This is a genomic window from Pseudoduganella buxea (assembly GCF_009720835.1).
Classification (GTDB): domain Bacteria; phylum Pseudomonadota; class Gammaproteobacteria; order Burkholderiales; family Burkholderiaceae_D; genus Rugamonas; species Rugamonas buxea.
Genome location: NZ_WNKZ01000065.1, coordinates 18,547 through 36,925, shown reverse-complemented (window position 1 = coordinate 36,925; position 18,379 = coordinate 18,547). Strand labels below are relative to the sequence as shown.

Sequence of the window (18,379 nt, the reverse complement as noted above, 5' to 3'; positions counted from 1 at the left end):
GGCTTCGGCTTGTTTCAGGATGGCGATGATCTGGCTGTCGGTAAAGCGGGACGTCTTCATGTAGAGCTTTCTGTTCTTAAGTAGAAAATTCTACTTCTAACGACGCTCTTTTTGTGGGGGGATTACCGACCCTCATACTTTGCCTTCGCGGTTATGCGCCATTTCGGCACCGGCCGCCCTCCGTCTTCGAATAACTGTTGAACTACGACTCGCATGATGGTTGGAAAGAGCTGTATATACGTACAGTATAGCGTACCAACCGGTTGGGGCCTCGCTTTCGACCATCGCCCGCAGAAGGTTTTTCCAGGAAAACGCTCATGCGTGCGCGACCCAGACACCCGGAGATCATGACTCGTCAATCTTGGCTCGCTGCCCGCATCCGTCCATGCGCGGGTTGCTGCGCCGAACTGTTCGGCCCGTGGTAACGGATGAGCGCACGAAGGCTCACGGTCTCCTGTGCAGGCGTGCAAACTCATCCATTGGAAACAGAAGCACTCACCTCGAGCAGTGATACCTTCGTTGCGCAACTAGCACCGAAAAGGTCGGTTGATTGGCGCAGTTTGCGGGGCGTTTGTGCGCCGCACGCCAATCCACCGGGGGGGCGATGTGGGTCCTGTTGGGTCTCGTTGTTCGATGTTGACGTGCTCACGAATGTGCTTGGACAATGCAGTAGTCTCGTCGAGGTGACGCGCTACTGCCTGTCCTGAGGGAAGGGGGCTGAATCGGCACCGAAAGTGGCGTGGCTCGCCTTGCGTGTACCGAATTCTCGAGCGGTATCTGATAAGGCATCGCGGTGGGGAAATATCGCATGCCAGGAGCTGGAGCCATGACGAGTTGATCGTGCAAGCAGCCTAATGGGGTCAAGATGACGCGGCCTCGTCGATGGCGCCACGGCCTGAGAACCCTCCGCTGATGCTGGAGGCTTTTCATTGCGAGCCAATGTACGGTGGAATATACCGGGCGCCTTCGCGGGTGACAGAACACTCGGATGGGTGTGTTGATTTCTATCAATCGCTGCCGGCACCGGGAAGGCGCCGGCAGCGATGAAGCGTTGGTGAACTGGTCAGCGGTTAAACATTCGTAGCCAAGGGTAGCGCTTTGGGTGGATGCTGTCGGCGGATAGGTCGATCGTAAAACCTTTGTTATCGGTGAGCGTCACGATTTTTCCGTCCTTTTCAGGCAGTAGCCTCTTCCGGCGCTTGTAGGGGCTCTTCAAGCAATTCGATGACAGTTTCCATCGCTGAGCTCCCCTCTTGCATCTTCTCGCCGTTTTGGCGCGTTCTGGACGCGTTCCGGCATGCCGTCGAAAGCTTCCTCTTCCTCGTCGCACACCGCCTGAACTGCATCGACCAGGGCGGCGATCTGTTCCTTGATTTCTTCCAGGCGCTTCCGGCGCTTATCGTTCACGACGGGTTTTCCTAAGCGTTCTCAGCAAAACAGTGTTTCGCGCGGAGGTCTCGCAATCCTCGGCCCTGCGGCAGCACAACGCGGCACGAATGGTTCATCACCGGCGCCGCACTCAGCATCGCCAGGTGCTCGCCCGTGATCGCGGCGGATAGAGCCTTCGCGTCAGCCGCCTCGATGTGCACCACTTCGGCGGCACCGGCACCAGAAACGCGTTTGAACGTCGACGTCTTCGTGTCAGCGGTTTTCCGTGTCGTTAGTCGCCGACGTAACCAAGCAGATACTGCGCCATCATCACCTTGTAGAAGCGCATTTCGTCCGCTGTACCTGCGGCATTCCTTTCATAAAATGATTCCCACTGTGCCTCACGCTGTTGGTCTGTCAATGCATCCCATTCTTCTTGCGATGCATAGAAACCGACTGGGTCGAAGCCCCCGCCCATCTCTGGGTCGTAGCCGTATTCGTCGTTGTCGTCGTTCTGTTCCATGATACTCATCTCCATGACGTCTTTCACACGCGATACTCGAGTTTTTCTCGACCTTAAGGGCTCTTTTCAGCTCTGGTTTCGTTCGTGGACTCTGGGGCGGTGATGAGCTTACCGGCTACTTCATGAACGGTAATGAAAGCCCAAGTTTCGCTATCGAGGATCTCGGCGCTGCCCCAAAGCCGCAGTGACTCCTTGACCCGCCAAAACCCGCTGAGGATTTCGTAGCTGCCGTCCTCATTCTTTGCTGCTAAGATGAAGTGACTCATATTGCACCTCTGTGGATATGATTTAGACGCTGTGAGAGCTGCTTACCTCCTGCTATCCAGCCCAGTAACGCGAGGCTTTCCCGATCTTTAGCTGCGCCCTGCTTAATCGCGGGTGACAGAACACTCGGATGGGTGTGTTGATTTCGATCAATCGCTGCCGGCACCGGGATGGCGCCGGCAGCGATGAAGCATCTGTGATCCTGTCAGCGATTCGTCAATCGTAACCAAGGCTGGCGCTTTGTCTGAGTGCTGTAAGAGGACAGGTCGATCATAAAACCTTTGTTTACAGAGGTGAACCTGAAGATTGGGGAGGTCCCCAGAACGTCCTGGATCAAACCCGGAATACTGTCCCGAAGTTCGACGGGCATGTTCTCGAAATAGACAAAATCGATCATATGTAACACGTCGTATGCATCGCCGCTCGCGTGACGTTCAAGCAGCTTTGCCGCGGCGTCGATGACTGACATTCGGAAATATTTTCCCTTGATCATATTGTTGAGTGCCGCAATGACTGCTAGCTCCTTGATGTGCTGGTCCATGTCGGGTCCTTTCATTTCATGCAGAAGCCGTTGAGGTGCGCAGCCTTTCGCCCGAAGCTAGAATGCAGCAAACAATGCCGGCCCAGGTTAACTGTTGCGCGAAAAGTGAAATCGTTCAGGTGTGGTGCCGAACGCAGTACAAGTTGGCGCTTCGTAGATTGGCAGCGCCAGAGAAATCCTGTGACTGCCGATGGCGATCACAGGAGAAAGCTTTGATGCAGGCTCTAGGAGGGATGCAACAAATGTATGTCACCGCTGAATACATGCGGGCAAGAGTGCCGCGATGTCTCTGTGCGAGTGTGGTCGGGGGCCGACCTTCAGATGGGCGCGTTTCGTGCGTGACGCCGTGCAATATATTGCGCGGACACTCGGAAATCGGCAACGACCGTCTTACCGAATGCAGCGAGTTCGATGCTCACCGTAGCACTTTGATTTTACATCCCCAGGGGCGAAGTGCAAGGTGTCATCAGCAGGTCGTCGTCGCCTCGGGTGTGCGGTGATGTGTGGCCCCCGCTTATGGAGAGGGGAAGGCAAGCTTGCAGGCTCCGTATCGACCAGCCTCCTCGAGGTCAAGTTCCGCCCTTCATTGTTACACCAGGCAGCCTTCCGGCCGTTTGGTCGGGCTGGGTTCACATCGAGACCCGAGGTGGACAACGCAGCAAGGTCGGCAGTGAGTTGGGAGAACGCTATAGCAGGGATGGCTGGATCGTCGCCTGCCATCCCGATGGCGCCAGTCTGAACCTGTGTCCGCGCTGATCACGTGCCAGTATGGACGGTCGGATTTTCGACAGAGGCGGGCATCACATCTTGCTCGTCTGGTGTGACGAGAACGACATTGTCCACTGGTTGGGCGTACTGCTGGGCTTGAATACCACCATTGGCGGTCAGAACCAGCACCGGCGCCCCGGGTACCCACACTGCCACATTTCTCTCGCGCGCATTGTCGAAAAAATAGTGCAAGGGTGTGACCGCGTTGCGAAAAATGCGGTCGAATGTAATGTTATGCAGTGCCAGCACATCGCAGGCGTCAGCCAACGTTTCACATGGCAGACCCTGCGACAACAGTTCGGCAATCCGATTTACGTACAAGCGTTTGTAGTAGGCATCTGCCTCGGTTCGCCACGATGCGTTCTGCAGCTTGTCATACACCGTCTGTAGCCTTGAAATTCGCTCGAACAATGTCGTACGCATTTTTCGTCCTCCCTAACAATGTTTGGGTGGGCTGCGACGGACTGGATAGCTGGTCAAGATCGCGCCCCTGAAATATGGTACGAGGCAATCCAATAGCATCAAGTGTGTGGAAAGGGCGGGACGCCGGGACCGAATATTCGACAATGTGGCACGCGATCGGTTCTGTTCGACATACCCCACGAATAGGCCACGGACGCATGACGGCAAACCGCCACCCGCGACCCGCAGTCCGCGAGTGCACTAGATATCGAAGGCGCCGGGTGACGCCAGACTCCGATGTAGAACGATCGCGGCTCGCAATGCCTTAGCGGCGCATTGCCATTCTGCTCCGATAGGCCACTGGCTTCGCACATCCCGCCTTGTTCTGTGGGAGGTGGTCAGCCCCAGGCGAAACAAGCCTTGACGCGTGCGGTTCATGAGCAGCGCTTCATCCGATTTCGTCAACGGTCCATTGGGCCTAAGAACAGCCAGTCCAACAGGCCTGCTTGACATTGCGCAATCGCGCGCGATGATGCCTTTTGACGTGGCAACTATGTTGAGGACCGACGCCTTCCTCCCGCTCGGCGCCGCAAACCGAACCGCGGCATTTCTCGACCCGATACGTCGTCACAACGGCCGGACGCTTGGAGCGAATCGCAACCTTACCAGCTGCGCTAGCTACTCTGCGCACGACCGTTCGGAGTGCATGAAAGGGATGGTGCAAGATCTGCGCAACCAGCATCGTGCTTTGGTGCCTGGGCACGGGAATGTGATTCGCAGCCATGCGCCCATGGGTTGGACAAGGTCGTAGTGCAAATCGCTGTGCGGAGACGCGTAATTCGTAAATGGGAAGACCATGACGTTCAACGAGATTCGGCGTCTACAGGAATCCTTGACAGGCTCAACCCTTCCTGGCCTTATGAGATCCTTGTCGATGCTACTGAACTGGGTGAGGCTGATATCAAGGCCTGCACACCGCACACGTGTCAAGCAGTCCAGGCGGTTGTTGCGCCGCGTTCGAGGATTCGGTGGACCGCAGCGTGCAGCACACGTATTGTCGTACCTTCGAAAGATCGACCCCTATGTGTTGGAAGAATTGGTGCTATCGGCGCTGGAGGATCGGGGGTGTCTGGTGCTACGAAATCGCCGGTACAGCGGCGATGGAGGGGTCGATGGTCACGTCCGCATCAGCGGTTCTTGGTGGCCAATCCAAGTCAAAAGGTACGGAGCGTACATTGATCATCAACACGTCAGCGAGTTCGTCCAGATCGTTTCCTCGGCGGAATACGGGGGCGGATTGTTCGTCCATACAGGACTTAGTGGTAGCGCCGTATATCGACATTTAAGGGGTAGCAGTGTGTACTTGATCAGCGGTGACCGGCTTGTAGAAATGATCTGTGCGCATGCGACGCACTGGCCCTGAGCGCTGTACATGCACGCAGCGTTCACAATGATCATAAGCTGACCCGTGCAGTGGTGTTCTGAGGGCAGGTGCGGCGTGGCAACGATCGACGCTCCCAACTCGCACGAGCCGGCAGTGTGCTGAGAACGACCGCAGATGCCGCTGCATGGATTGGCTTGGCCCGGCGTTGCGCCGCTTGAGGCGACCGGTGGATCGGTGATTCCCCTGGCGCGTTTAGTCCACCGCCAGGGGATATCGCTACATCTTAAGTGTCGCTACTGGCTGCTGCCGAAAGCGGCTCCACTTTCCAGCGCAGCACCTTACCGACAAGCCCCGCACCTGCACTAGTTCGCATATCGGTCAGGGCGAACAAGTAGATTTCCCTATCGTGAGGTTGTCTGGCCCAAACGACGGTTCGGTGCTCGGTGCCAAATTCAAAGTCGACGGTAACACGAAATATATTTCCGTCGGCCTGACGCGCGTTGGCATCAGGCCGACATGGTTGACGAACATCCATAACCTCCTCCGAACCAGGCACCAGAACATGCGCGCCCGGTACTACAGTACTTTCAGTTGACGCGGTTGCCAGTGGTCGCCCCTTGGACGCTGTAGACATCGCTGAAACAAAATGATGCGAGTAGGGTTGTTGGGCCGACAGTAGCAATTCACTGCACCCGCGAACGCTGAGTTAACGTCGTCGCACAATCGGCAATTTCAAAGCCTCATAACGCTGAAGCGAACGCTTGACGTCGCTTGTGGCTGGCCCGCACCAATACGCGGTCGCCCGCTCTGTTCTCCTGCATTACTGCAGGGTGCCGCGCCCGCCCTAATCGCAGGATTACGAGTTGAGAAACCGATCCGGTGGTTCCACACCAATTCGCTGGCCGCACGCAGTGGAGGGTCGTGGGCTTGTATCCTCGGCGGCGTCCGCCGCCCAGGCGATATCGCGGGGCCAGGCTGAAGCGCGCCTGTTGGTCCAGCCCTGATCTCCGGCGTTTGTGGATCCCTTTGCCAGCTGACGGTGCCGGTGAAACTGTCCGCCACGCGCAGTGGTGGACAGTTAGGACTTAGTCAATACGTAGGGCTGTCGGCAACCATCGTGAGTTGGACAGTGCCCGTTCGGCGGCGCAAGCGACTACTTCCTTTGGCAATTTCTCCAACGGCACCGCTGCTTCGTCCGATATCGCTGTTCGGACGATCTCGATCATCTTGGCTTTCGTCAGATGTTTGAAGTAGTGGGCGGCGGTTGGCGACCACCACTTACGCATTTCAAGTTTTAGCGCCTGTGCCAATACCCGAAACTCAGGTGAGGATTTCGCGTCCGTTCGCTTGGTATCGATTGCGGTAGCTACGCAGTAGGCAAGGATCTGGAGAACGGTAGCGTCATCCTGCTCGGTCATCCAGGTCAGGAGTGATTTGCCGTCGGAAGGCAACAGAGCGCCCAGAGCGCTACGACGTTCGGCGATTGCCTTCGCGGCCGGTCCAGAGGCCGCAGTGCCGACTAATGGCGACCTGACCAATTGAATCTGCGCCATTGCCGTGGCAGCGCCCGCCGCCAGTACTTGTTGAACCAGTACGTACGTTACGTAACGCAGCGCGATATCAGCCTTGTCGATCAGTTCCGCCTGCAGGGCCGCTGTCCGGTGTGATATCAGGTCCGGGGTGAGGCGATCTTCAGGAGGCACCGTGGCACGGGGCCGCACCGGCGCCGCCGCTGGCTCTTGCGTAGGCCCCCGCATCTTGTCCGCATCCCCGGGGCGCATAAGGTGGCGCACTACTTGAACCACGCCGTCTGCGCCCACATAGACCACAGCGCCGGCGAGGGGGAGGTCCTCTGGATGAGGTATCAGCGACCGGGTGTAGTGGATCGCGTGCAGCTGTGCGACCAGTTCATCTCGCTCGGATACGATGTCTTGATAGCTGGCGTCATTTTCGTCATCATCGATTGCTGCCAGCCGTTCGTCGAGCAATGCGAGGCGCTCCTGCATGGCATTCAACCAGAGAGTTTGCTGTTCGCTCAGCGGAGCAGGAATGTGTCGCACGTTACGGTATTGGGAAAGAGCCGGGCCACCGTCCAGTTCCATATCGACCCAGTGCAGCTTTTCCGACTTCATCAACTTATCGCGGTAGCGTTGGAGCTTGTTAGTGGCGAGGCGATACAACAACGCGGTGTCCTCGATGTAACCAGTGCCCGTGTCGCTGAATAGATCACGTCGGATCACACCGCCCGCATGTTCATAGGCCGGCATGCCAACGTATTTGCCTAGCCGGTCGGTGCTGATATCGATTGCCCGCGACGTAAGTAGCCGCCGGAGTTCCGCTGGCATCCGCCGATTTGCTGGCAGTGCTTCCCATGCGTGTTCCTGCGCTTTGTGACTGTCTGTAATGGTCAGCGCGATCATTTGTTGAAGGGTCGCCTGATCATTTCGATACAGTTCGAACAGTCGGGGCGCCACCTTTGCCAGCTTCAGACGGCGCCTTACTTCGATCGGGGCCAGGCTGTAGGTCAACGCGATGTCATCGATGGCCCGCCCGTGCTGGGCCAGTGCCAGCATGGCATCGGCAAGATCGGCGGGATGCATGTCGACACGGCCGCAGTTCTCTGCCAAGCTAATATCGATGGCCTCGTCTTCGGTGACCAGCAGATAGGGGATTCCGTAATCTTCGGGCAAAAGCCCCTCGGCGATGGCTTCGCCAACGACGGTATGTCTCTGTCGGCCGCTCACAATCTCGAGCAGCCCAGTCGGCTTCCCATTTTTCAGTTGTTCAAAGCAGATCAGGTTCTGTAGCACGCCGTGCGTAATCACGAGCCCTTTGAGCACAGTGTTGTCCGGTTGCCGTTTGCGCACGTTATATTTGCTTACGACCATTTGGTCGTGGCGGGCGTGGCGGATCGTCGCGTGTCGCAACGCGGTCTCCGCGTTAGCAGCTAACTGCGCGCGGTGTCGATGAACGCCAGCGTCTTTTGACGTGGTGGATTGAGCGGTGTCCATGATGTGTTCCTTGAGACTGTTAAGCGCAACCGCTTCCGCGAAGCCGCAGGCCGCGTAGGACGGTTGCTAAGGGCGGGTGCGAACGCGCAGCGGCAGGCGATTGGTAGTCTGCCGTGATGTTCGCTATCGGAAATGTCTGCAGGACGTGGAAGCGCGCCGACGCAGACGAAGCAAACCAGGTGCCAGGTAAAAGGCCTGGTTCGGAAGATTGACCAAACAAGCAGATCAATTTAGAAGGCGCGTTTCGTGGGCCACGCCACACGCGCTGCGTGCGGAATCTCGGAAGCGACCTCGCGATCATTCTTACCGAGAGCGTTGCGAGAGCGATTCTCACATGAAGCACTGTAGTTTTACACTCGAAGGCCCACACTTCAAGGTCAAGCATCGATCAGCTCAAGGCCAGCAGGGACCTAGCCAACGTCAACTGGGTCCCTGCTGATGTCGTCATGGTGGTGTTTCGCCGAGGTCCTCGGCCATGTTCCGAACGCCATCTTCTGCCACGAGGTCTTGGTGCGGATGGGTTTGCACGGAACGCGGGACCTGCGGCCAGGGAGGGGGCGCATGATTTGGAGGGGAAGGTGGCAAAGTGGATGCCGGCACGCAGGATCGATGTCACGGCAAGCGATGAATGGTCCCCACCCCCCGCGGAAACATAAACCGACTACCCGAGATTCTCCAAAGTAGCCGGCGGCGATTGGCCGAAATGCCGGTACGTGCTTGCTGTGGCGACCCGGCCGCGCGGTGAACGTTGCAGATAACCCTGCTGAACAAGGTACGGTTCCAGAATGTCTTCGATTGTATCTTCTGGTTCTCCGATAGCGGCGGCCAGGTTGCAGATGCCGACCGGGCCGCCATTGAACTTGTACAGCACCGCTTCGAGCAGCTTGCGGTCCATCACATCGAAGCCCGCCGTGTCGACGTCGAGCATGATCAGGGCGGCGTCGGCGACGTCCTTCGTGATGCCGCCATTGCTTTTCACTTCGGCGAAATCGCGTACCCGGCGTAGCAGGCGGTTGGCGATACGAGGCGTGCCGCGCGCGCGGCGGGCGATTTCCAGCGCGCCGCTGGCGTCGATCGGAGCCTTCAACAGCGCCGCGCTGCGCATGACGATCTTGGCCAGTTCCTCGGTGGTGTAAAACTCCAGCCGGGCGACGATGCCGAAGCGGTCGCGCAGCGGGTTGGTTAGCATGCCGGCGCGCGTGGTGGCGCCCACCAGGGTGAAGGGCTGCAGGTCCAGCTTGACGGAACGGACCGCCGCGCATTCGCCGATCATGATGTCGATCTGGTAGTCCTCCAGCGCCGGGTACAAGATTTCCTCGACCACGGGCGACAAGCGGTGGATCTCGTCGATGAACAGCACATCGTTCGCTTCCAGGTTCGTCAGCAGCGCGGCCAGGTCGCCCGGGCGTTCCAGAACGGGGCCGGAGGTCTGGCGCAGGTTCACGCCCATCTCGCGCGCGATGATGTTGGCGAGCGTCGTCTTGCCCAGGCCCGGAGGCCCGAACAGCAAGGTGTGATCGAGCGCCTCGCTGCGCTTCCTGGCGGCCGAGATGAAGATCTCCAGCTGGCCGCGAATCTTCTCCTGGCCGACGTATTCATCGAGCAGTTTCGGGCGCAAGGCCCGTTCGATCGCTTCGTCGCTCGGCGACGACGGGGCGGTATCGACGACGCGCTGCGCTGTGAAATTGTCAAACTGGATGGTCATCTCTCGCTGGTACGTTCGGTAATCAGAGCGCGTAAAGCAGTTTTGGAGTGACGCATCCTGGCGGAGCGCCGGTGCCGAAGACGCGGGTCGTTGGCATCAATGCCGCTATGCTCGTTTGAACACTTCCAGCGCAATCGTTATCGTTACTGGAATGGCCCCGGTGTGCATCGTCGAATAGTGTTGTCCTGCACAACTTCATTCTCCTGGGTGTCGTAGATCCTTTGCGATGCTGCTGGCGCTTGCGCCGCCACGTCGAACTGTTGCTGCGTCACGGTCCGTGCCTGCGCTCTTTCGGTGCGTCGAGCTCCGCTGCGGGCATGCGCCGCAGCCAAGCAGGCCCGAGCTGATTGCGCACCTGTTGGAGTAGGCCGGATTGTTCCTGCGCGCCGTATCTGCGATAGTTGCCTGTCCTCCAAGCGTGGTTCAACTTCGACTTCCAGGTGCGCCCATTGCGGTCGCGTCACGTGGCTAGCGCCGTCCGTTGCGCCGCCGACAGTGTTTCGGCCGGTGCTACGCGATGAATCGCGACGATGCGTCCATCGGTCCCGAGCTCGATCTTGATCGTATCGCCGATGTCGATGCCATCGCGCTCGAACGACGGGACGACAGGACCATTAGCCAAATGCTTCTCGCGGCCACTGCCGGTCTCGATCTCGACATAAAAGGTTTCGGTCGGCGCGTCGTCGTCGAAGCCGAACGCCATCACCTTGCCTGTCGAGCGCGCCGCCGTGGGGGTAGGCAGGCCGACGATCCGGGCGAACAGGTTGTGGGCGATGCGCAGGGCTTCCCGGGGACTACCGCCGGACAGCTGGTGGATCTGCCGTACCGCGCTGTCTCCGAAGTCGGGCAGGTGGGGGCGCTCCTTCATGTAGGCGTTCAGCACCAGGGCGGTCTCATCGCAGGACAGGCCGCCCACGTGGATATGGTCGCGTTGGCGGATGCGGGCCGACGCGTCGCGCATCTGGCGGTTCCACGCCTCGGGAATGCCGGCGATGAACGTCAGCGCCGACTGCCGCGACAGCTGTTCGACGAACTTCTTCGTTAGCGAACTGACCATCTGGTAGGCCGCGTGGTCGGGCGTGCTCAGCAGCACTTCCAGCTGGTCGAGCAGCACAACGAACGGCACGCCGGCAAGATGATGCAGGGCCGCGATGGTTTCCAGCGCCGTGATCGCGGCCGCTTCCAATTCCAGGGGGCCGGGATGTTCGCCAGCGCCGCGCGCGGACTGTGTCACGCCCAGCTGCGCTGGGTTGTCGACGCCGAGGCCCGTGATCCAGCGGTAGGCATCGGCACCGAGCGTGGCATCGGGAACGTCGAGCAGGATGCGGGCCGTCTCGAGCGCGCCGGTACGGTCGCCCAGCTCGCCCACCAGTTCGTGGCGCAGCTGCTCCAGGTTGATATTTATCTCGGTCCGCGGGATGGCCAGCGCGTCGATTGATTCGAGTCGGTCGGCCAGCGATTCCGTGACCTTGGCCGCGCGGGCCTTGCGCCGGGCGAGGTTCAGCAGGGCCAACTGGATCAGTTCGATCAGGAGGGGGCGCTCCAGGCCCATCATCAGCTGGTAGCACAGGGCGGAGAAGGCACTGGAGTCGCACTTCGCGTACAGCACCGTGCCACAAAAGGTCCTGGTCTGGCGCAAGGTCGTTCCCAGCCACGTCAGCAAGTGGGTCTTGCCGGCGCCGGGGATGCCCCGCAGGCCGATTGCGCCGCCGTAGCGCGTCGTGTCCACGGAATGCGCCTCCAGATACTGGCGCAGCTCGTTCTGCGCCGCATCCATGTGGTGCAAGGCCGTGCAGGTGATATTGGCACTGCCGTAGGTGGAGACCGCCTCGATAGGGAAGGGATTGCTAGCCGCCGTCAGCTGTTGCACGTCAGCCTCCTCTGTTCATGCGGTGATGCCCATGCGCGATCTGCCGCGCGTGCGTATCGACGTTTTGGCCGACATGCGTTCTGTAAGGTCGGGCCTCTGACGGAAGAGGTTGCAAGATCGCCGGAATCTGAACGGCACCCCGCTGTGCCCGGGTGATTGCTACCCCTCGGACGTGGAGAAGAAATTCAGCGGCGGTGCTGCTCGACGAAAAATTGATGATGACGACTCTGTCGGATGCCCTTTCCAGGCTCGTCATGCCGACGACGTCAACCGGTATATAGCGATATGGCTTCATCATGGTCTCCCTGTATACGTGCGTATCGCGGACGGGCGGGCCGCACGACAAATGGATCCCCTGGCGTCGTCTGTGCAGACCTTGAAAACAGTATCCCGGCATCAGGTGGGTCTTCAAGTTCGACCGAGCGCGCGGGCTGTGCTTCTCACCGTGCTGATGAGTGGTTCTGTTTGCTTGCGCACTATGCGAGCAAACGATTCGCCGCCATTGATAGGCGGCACACGTCGGATAGTGCGTGCGAGCCCGATTTTTGACGGATGTGCGACAAGGCGCGGCACGGCGGCACAGTTCGTCAGCGATTCTGACTTCGTGTCAGCCTTCGCAGTCGCCATCGCTTTGCGGTGCCGATAATCGCAAGAAGATGCAGTGGCGCTTGGCGTTACATGCATTGCGCGCGACTTGATGTGCCTAGCCGCCGCGTCGCCGCACCTCTAGCAGAGAGCGGCATGGCGAGGATGCCGTGCGCGTCATTGCTCGTGGTGTGTCTAGCCGAGTTGATATGCGCTGCGAGCGAATAATTCGAACGCATCATCATCCCAACCGTCGTCCCAGCCATCGGCTTTCGCTTTCGCGAAGATACTCTGGGCTTGGCGCGATGCGCAGCCTTCGGTCCCATTGCCCCCCCGCGCTGCTCGATTAATGCGTTTCGCGGTTTGCTCCGGTGCCATTGCTGCAAATTTCTACTTCCTGACCTTTACGCCGTCTAAGTGAAGGCAGGCGTGTACGTCAACGCGGCGCACTATGGCGACAGGCTATTCGAGCGAGTACATCGGGGGCAAGGTGCGCCAGATTCCAGCCGGCGTACCACAGTACTTTGCTGTTGTGCTACATGGGCAGTGATCGGCCTCGTCGCTGGATCCAGTTGGACCGCTTCCGTGCGGTCGTAGCATGAATCCTCGCTTACAAGGACCGTGGCATCTATATCGAATCATTTGGGTGCGAAAGCTCGCGATCCCGCTTCGTCGATGTCGTCGGATCATCGTGAATGCACATGGCTCTAAAGATTATCAAGGCGCCAATTCGCACACCTTGCCGAGAAGCGGCAATCTAAATTTCGGCCAAATGGTACACTCTGTTCTATAGGAAACTTCGGTGGTTATACTGCACGATCTGCTTGCATTAATAAGGTGGAAGACAAAGATATGCTGGGGATCTTGGAAGAGTCAGGGGTAGGCGGCACCTGCGCCGCAGTTGATGCGAAAACGCTCCGTAATTTGATCAGGGCTTCCATGAACGCAGGTGGCGGTAGCCCGTCATACTCCACCCACCGGCGCAATTCGCACTCCAGATTTCGGTTGGCATAAAGAATACGAGTTTCGAAAATACTTGTGTTTAGACATATCTCATTCCAATCTTCGTCATCGACTGCATCTGTCCATTCATGCACGCCTTTGACGCGCCACTGACGGATCGGGGTTTCCGACAATGTGGTAGGATGATTGAGATATATCGAGAACAGCGCTGCGATTGCCTTTGCGTCGGACACGCTAAGGTTTTCAATCAAACTATTAGGCGTTTCAGCTGACAATCGCGGCCTGCTGCTGGATCTGTGCCCGATTGTTTGCCATCGATTCGCTTCGTGGAATTCTGTTTGCAAATCGATCCCGTGATTGCCAACAATTCCGCACCCGGCTGTGCAACCAGTCCTGCCAAGTGAAATTTTCGAGTTCACACGAAATTTATAATGGCGGCTCATCATCGTCTCCGATGGGTGAGCGTGCACGGCACGTGTGCACGCACCAGGCTGTAATTGCAGGTGGTCCGACAAAGTCAACTGCTGCGGATTAAATCCTCGAACGTTCGGCGTCTCCACCCCCTCCCGCTATGCTAATATAAGTATCTCACCCAATATTCGTTGGTCAAGTAACTTTGCCGCTCGAGACGGGTCGAAATTGTGGCCCTATGAGGGCAATTCTGAGGAGAAACGATGAAGCAAAAGTGTGATCAATGCTTATGGTTGGGGGGGCGACAAGCCACACTGGCGGCACAGCATTGTGCCGCCATGGAAAGGGTTTATTTCGCAGAATTAGTTTTTATCGAAAGGCGTAAGTGAAGTGGCGTATCATCCACGCACGGCAACCAGTCTGCCGTCGCATTGAACACGACTGCCCGGCCGGGCAGCCAATAGGCGACGTTAAGATCGTCGCCTAAATTGAAGTAATATAGAACGCCGCCGTCGGAATTTTTGTACACACGGTCGAATTTGACGCGATGACGCCGGAGCGTATCTTCCGCATGTGCGAGCGATTCGCACGGTCGTTTCGGGTTGCTGAGCTGTGTTAGGCGTTGAGTTAGTACGCGAACTGCGGCAATTGAACGCGATCCTGGCGCGGATTTCCCAAGCACAGTTCCTTCCTGATGGCTAATGATCGTATCGATAGTTTTCAAGGAGCGCTGCATGTATTTTCCCCGTTAGCTAGATTGGTTCCATCCCAAAAAATAATTCCGTCCTTTTGAAGCTGAGATTAAAATTGATAAAAGTTTGTTGCTCCCGAGATGGCGTAGTAATCGCGGACCACCTCGTGAGTGGTATGTCATGCCGCGAAGGCATGGTGTTCAATACTTGAAATCCAACGTCCTGAGTGGACGCGGGGTATTGCCGCTTCCGATTTACGCAACGCCTCCTTACGGCGCAGACTTGATCCGTGGCAAATGCCTCAAGGCCGCCTGCGGTGCAGGGCGAAATGAGCGAGTAGATAGGGGAGCGTTCGGTGCAAAGTGTCGGGAGCGAACTTTGCGTTCTGCGAAGTTGCTGATTGTGCGGCCACGTTTGTCAGCATCGTGATGGGTTCGAATGAACGCTGCGAGAGCGCGCTTCGAGCGCTACGCCGCCATGTATTGCACGACGGTGCCCGGTGCCGAGCCATGATGGCGGGAGCGCCGAACGTTGTGAGTACGATACTCACAAGGGATGAAACAGTTTTGCATCGGTTGCCGAAAACTTCAAGGTGTTGTAGTTTCTGGTGAAGAGCGAAAGATCGGGATGCACCTCATCGTTATACGGTCCCGAACTCCACTACGGCGGTGTCACTATTGCCAACGACCGTATGAGGTGCTGCCCGTGCCGGAGATCCGACTATGACCGCTGTAAAAGAAATGCAAATTAACCAAAGCGGTGCTTACAAGTTGGCCGCTGAAGCTCGTCGTCCCAAGGCTGCGTCGGTGGGCGCGATAAGCGCTGGAGAAGTGACGCCGACGCAAGGGCGTATCCGAGTCACGCTGGCTGGCAAACCCATCAGTCGTGACCGCCGTGCAGCAGTGCTCGGCCCGTCGTCGATCGACATCCCCGAATTTTCCCTTTCCAGGAAGGGTGAACCTGGGTAAGAAAAGCGACCTGTTGACCGCTTTCTTTTATCCGTACAGCGCCAGAACTAGCCCAGCGCGTGATCCGGCGATGATTTAGTTTTCTGCTCGTCCACGAGGGCGCTTGCGCACGTCGTCAGGGCAAGCGGCCCCGCGACAGCGCATCCGTCGAGTCGATACGCCCGAGAGCCGCCAAGCCTGCTAGCTGCCCTGCGGCTTCATCGGCGGCTATGCTGGTTTGCGTCGGTGGCCCAGTCGTACAAATTCCTCAGCTTGTTGTGTGCAGCCAGGGTGCAACCGGGCGGCCGCTCTGGATTGGCAACGCGCTGGTGGTTTTGCACGTCCTCCGGCGTGGCCGGGGCGGTTCGTATTCCCGGCACGATTTCGGTGGTGCCGCACTCGTACGACCACTGGGGATAAATGGCATCGCCGACGTACAGCACGGCCAGAATTGCTCCTACCAACAGTCCGCCTCGCATGGTTCCTCCGATGGTTATTGGGCTCTCCATTCTACGTTGTAGAGCGCGGGAACGGGCGTCGTTGTGGCCGAGCCGCTACTCGCAGCGGGCGACCGATGGCCGGGTCAAAGCGGAACAGAACCGCGCACTGCGGTCGCAGACCTTGGCATCCGCAAGGCCACCTCCCCAAGGGTTGCGCGCTGAGGCGTCAGCTGAAGGCGAGCGAACGTCCTCAGCGCGCCGTGCAGCGGGTGGACCATGCTCGATCGGGCAAACCACCTGTCCTACAGGACAGCGTTGCCCGCGGCATTGTCCACGCGCGCCAGGCGCCCGGGCTGGTTGCGTTCCCAGCTGTTTATCTGGTCGAGTGCTTCCTGCTCGGTGTACAGCATCGTCGTGCTGACGCTGGCGTGTCCCAGCGCGGTGGCGACCGTGCGGAGATCCTGTCCGCCCAGCAGCGCGCGCAGGGCAAAGGTGTGCCGCAGCCAGTGGGTCGAAGCCCGTGCGAGCCGGTCGGCGCCCGCGTCGTCGCCGGTCTCGCGCAACACGGTAACGGCCGCTTGTAAGCGCCCCTTGACGATATCGTGCAGCCCATAGCGCGTGCCGACGTCCCGCCACTGGCCAAAATAGCGCCGGTCCACCGCGGTCTTGATGGCCATGCCGTCCTCGATCTGCTGCGTCCGAACCGACAGGATCAGGCCGTAGTGGCGGTCGCCGGCGCCGGGCAGCGCCGGAAGGCCGAAGGCGCACCGGTAGTCGACCAGGGCATCCATCAAGGCCGTGCTCACTGGAACAACGCGGCCCTGGCCGCCCTTGGCCGTGGCCGCGTCGACCTGCAGCACCCAGTAACTGGTGCCCGTCTTCGGATCGGTCAGCGGCGCGATCGCGCGCATGCGCGCGCCCACCAGCTCCGAGGCGCGCACACCGGTTTCGCGCAGGCAGACCAAAATGAAGCGGTCGCGCGCATGCAGCTGGTGCGCTCGTTGGCTGGTGCGCGGTGCGCGGTCCATCACCTGCAATACCCGCTCGAACAAGTCGTCGTCGATGGCCCGGGTTTTGTCTAAGCGCCGGCCCTTGCCGACCTTCATGAGGCTCATCGGGTTGGTTCGCAGGTAGCCGGCACCGTGCAGGGCACCAAATAGGGCCCGCAGGCAGCGCAGGATATCGGCCTGGCTGCTGACCCCGGGCCGGCGCCGGAACGGCGTGTAGCCCGATTGCGTGGCCTTGGCGCCGGCGGGGCAGAGGGCGCGTAGTGGCAGGTCGGCCAAAAAGGCCTCGAAGCACAGCACGTCCTGTGCATCCCAGGCCGACAGAGTGCGGCCGAGTACGTGCTCGCAGTACCAGCGCACCTTCGCCACATGGTAGCGGTACGTACTGACGGTGTCATCCGAATTGCTACGGCGCCGGCTGTTGCTGGCAACCGCCGCCAGCCAAACATCGACCGCGGCCCAGTCGTCGGCCACCGCGCCCAGGATATGCTGCGATGATGGCGCGGCCACCAGGTGCCCGTTCGGCGCGGGGCGGGACGCGTCGTCGTTCATCGCAGGCCGTTTCCGCCCGCGCCGGCCCCGCGGCTCAGCACCATCTGCCGGTACATGTCCACCTGCGCCTCCTTCTCCTTCAGTTGCGCCTTCAGCTGCTCGCACAGCTCGCGGACCGCCCGGGTCTCGCCCCGCACCCCGTCAACCTGCATCATCATGAAACGCTGGGCACCGGTCAGTTCGGTGCTCAGAACCGAGAGCGCCGCCGTGTGGGTCGCCAGCATGCCCTGCAGCGCGTCGACCTGGCGCGCACGCTCCGCCGCCAGCCCGGCCATTTCCTGGCATTGTGCCGCCATCGCCGCCGCTGCAGTCTGGGCCGCGGCCAGCGCCGTTTCGGTGCTGGCCAGCCGCTCGCGCAGGTAGCCGTTGTGCGCCCGCAGTCCGGATGCGAGATCCGGCGCCGCCGGCGCTTGCGCGAGCTGCTTAACCAAGGTGATGACATGGTGTTGCAGCGTTACGATCTGCTGCAGGGCCAGGTCCTGGCCCGCGTCACGTGTCGGCCCCGGTGGCGCAAGCCACGGTCCCTCTACGGCCGATGCCGGTGCCGGCGACCGCCGTTTTAACTCGGCGACCAGCAAATGCTTTTCGGACTCAATTGTCGCCGTTGCCGGTGTTCGGCCCGGGGCATAGGCCTGCAGCAGCTTACGGTACGACGCCGCGCTGTAGAGTTGGCCGGTGGCGTGATGCACTGCACGGATGAAGTCGTGCACGAACGCGCGGTGGCGTCCAGGCTCGCCAGCGTGCTTGGCGATGATGGCATCGAGCTGGCGGACCAACACGCGTGCCTCGTCGTCGCGCAGGGCGAGGCGGGGCCGCCCAGGGCGACTGGCGAGGCGTGGTGGCGCGGAAGCGGGGGCAGAGGAGGGCATCGGGAGCGGTCAGCAAGGTGGTCGGCCTGGCCAGCGTGGCCAGCTTCGGACTGACCGAGCATACCAAGGTGCCGCGA

The 18,379-nt window shown here is 59.6% G+C and carries 15 protein-coding genes; 2 read left to right on the top strand and 13 right to left on the bottom strand.

Features of this window, described 5'->3' with window-relative positions; all coding sequences use genetic code 11:
* Window positions 1-1,212 precede the first annotated feature (1,212 nt).
* The 5 genes from GM672_RS19575 to GM672_RS19555 all read right to left on the bottom strand — a co-directional run bounded on the left by GM672_RS19575 (window position 1,213) and on the right by GM672_RS19555 (window position 3,887).
* Window positions 1,213-1,407 carry a hypothetical protein gene (locus tag GM672_RS19575; protein ID WP_155472218.1) on the bottom strand — a complete coding sequence of 65 codons (195 nt, stop codon included), beginning with the start codon at window positions 1,405-1,407 and terminating at the stop codon, window positions 1,213-1,215.
* Window positions 1,408-1,660: 253 nt separating this feature from the next.
* Window positions 1,661-1,891: a hypothetical protein gene (locus GM672_RS19570; RefSeq protein WP_155472217.1), complete on the bottom strand. Its 231-nt coding sequence runs from the start codon at window positions 1,889-1,891 to the stop codon at window positions 1,661-1,663.
* A gap of 53 nt (window positions 1,892-1,944) precedes the next feature.
* The gene (locus GM672_RS19565; RefSeq protein WP_155472216.1) at window positions 1,945-2,157 is read right to left on the bottom strand and encodes a hypothetical protein; all 213 of its coding nucleotides are present in this window, start codon (window positions 2,155-2,157) and stop codon (window positions 1,945-1,947) included.
* A gap of 203 nt (window positions 2,158-2,360) precedes the next feature.
* Window positions 2,361-2,696, bottom strand: coding sequence for a hypothetical protein (locus GM672_RS19560; RefSeq protein ID WP_155472215.1), 336 nt, complete (start codon window positions 2,694-2,696; stop codon window positions 2,361-2,363).
* 756 nt (window positions 2,697-3,452) lie between these two features.
* Complete coding sequence (locus GM672_RS19555; protein WP_155472214.1) at window positions 3,453-3,887, bottom strand: hypothetical protein; 435 nt, start codon at window positions 3,885-3,887, stop codon at window positions 3,453-3,455.
* An 835-nt stretch (window positions 3,888-4,722) separates the two neighbouring features.
* On the opposite strand from GM672_RS19555, the gene GM672_RS30000 reads away from it, so the two are divergent.
* A complete protein-coding gene (locus tag GM672_RS30000; RefSeq protein ID WP_155472213.1) occupies window positions 4,723-5,289 on the top strand; it encodes a restriction endonuclease in 567 nt (188 codons plus the stop codon).
* A 1,046-nt stretch (window positions 5,290-6,335) separates the two neighbouring features.
* Here GM672_RS30000 and GM672_RS19545 read toward each other — a convergent pair.
* From GM672_RS19545 to GM672_RS19525, 5 genes are all read right to left on the bottom strand, one after another.
* Window positions 6,336-8,261: a ParB/RepB/Spo0J family partition protein gene (locus GM672_RS19545; RefSeq protein WP_155472212.1), complete on the bottom strand. Its 1,926-nt coding sequence runs from the start codon at window positions 8,259-8,261 to the stop codon at window positions 6,336-6,338.
* Window positions 8,262-8,922: 661 nt separating this feature from the next.
* Entirely contained in the window at window positions 8,923-9,966 is a 1,044-nt protein-coding gene (ruvB, locus tag GM672_RS19540) for a Holliday junction branch migration DNA helicase RuvB (protein WP_155472211.1), read from the bottom strand.
* 460 nt (window positions 9,967-10,426) lie between these two features.
* Complete coding sequence (locus GM672_RS19535) at window positions 10,427-11,836, bottom strand: hypothetical protein (protein ID WP_155472210.1); 1,410 nt, start codon at window positions 11,834-11,836, stop codon at window positions 10,427-10,429.
* A gap of 1,391 nt (window positions 11,837-13,227) precedes the next feature.
* Entirely contained in the window at window positions 13,228-13,827 is a 600-nt protein-coding gene (locus GM672_RS19530) for a hypothetical protein (RefSeq protein WP_155472209.1), read from the bottom strand.
* A gap of 317 nt (window positions 13,828-14,144) precedes the next feature.
* A complete protein-coding gene (locus GM672_RS19525) occupies window positions 14,145-14,531 on the bottom strand; it encodes a hypothetical protein (RefSeq protein WP_155472208.1) in 387 nt (128 codons plus the stop codon).
* 678 nt (window positions 14,532-15,209) lie between these two features.
* Here GM672_RS19525 and GM672_RS19520 point away from each other — a divergent pair.
* Complete coding sequence (locus tag GM672_RS19520) at window positions 15,210-15,455, top strand: hypothetical protein (RefSeq protein ID WP_155472207.1); 246 nt, start codon at window positions 15,210-15,212, stop codon at window positions 15,453-15,455.
* Between the two features lie 197 nt (window positions 15,456-15,652).
* On the opposite strand, the gene GM672_RS19515 is transcribed toward GM672_RS19520, so the two are convergent.
* The 3 genes from GM672_RS19515 to GM672_RS19505 all read right to left on the bottom strand — a co-directional run bounded on the left by GM672_RS19515 (window position 15,653) and on the right by GM672_RS19505 (window position 18,212).
* Window positions 15,653-15,913 (bottom strand): hypothetical protein, encoded by a 261-nt coding sequence (locus GM672_RS19515; protein ID WP_155472206.1) that lies wholly within the window; start codon window positions 15,911-15,913, stop codon window positions 15,653-15,655.
* A gap of 263 nt (window positions 15,914-16,176) precedes the next feature.
* Window positions 16,177-17,433 carry a tyrosine-type recombinase/integrase gene (locus GM672_RS19510; protein WP_155472205.1) on the bottom strand — a complete coding sequence of 419 codons (1,257 nt, stop codon included), beginning with the start codon at window positions 17,431-17,433 and terminating at the stop codon, window positions 16,177-16,179.
* Window positions 17,430-18,212, bottom strand: coding sequence for a hypothetical protein (locus GM672_RS19505; protein WP_155472204.1), 783 nt, complete (start codon window positions 18,210-18,212; stop codon window positions 17,430-17,432). The genes GM672_RS19510 and GM672_RS19505 overlap by 4 nt, the downstream gene beginning before the upstream one ends.
* Window positions 18,213-18,379 lie beyond the last annotated feature (167 nt).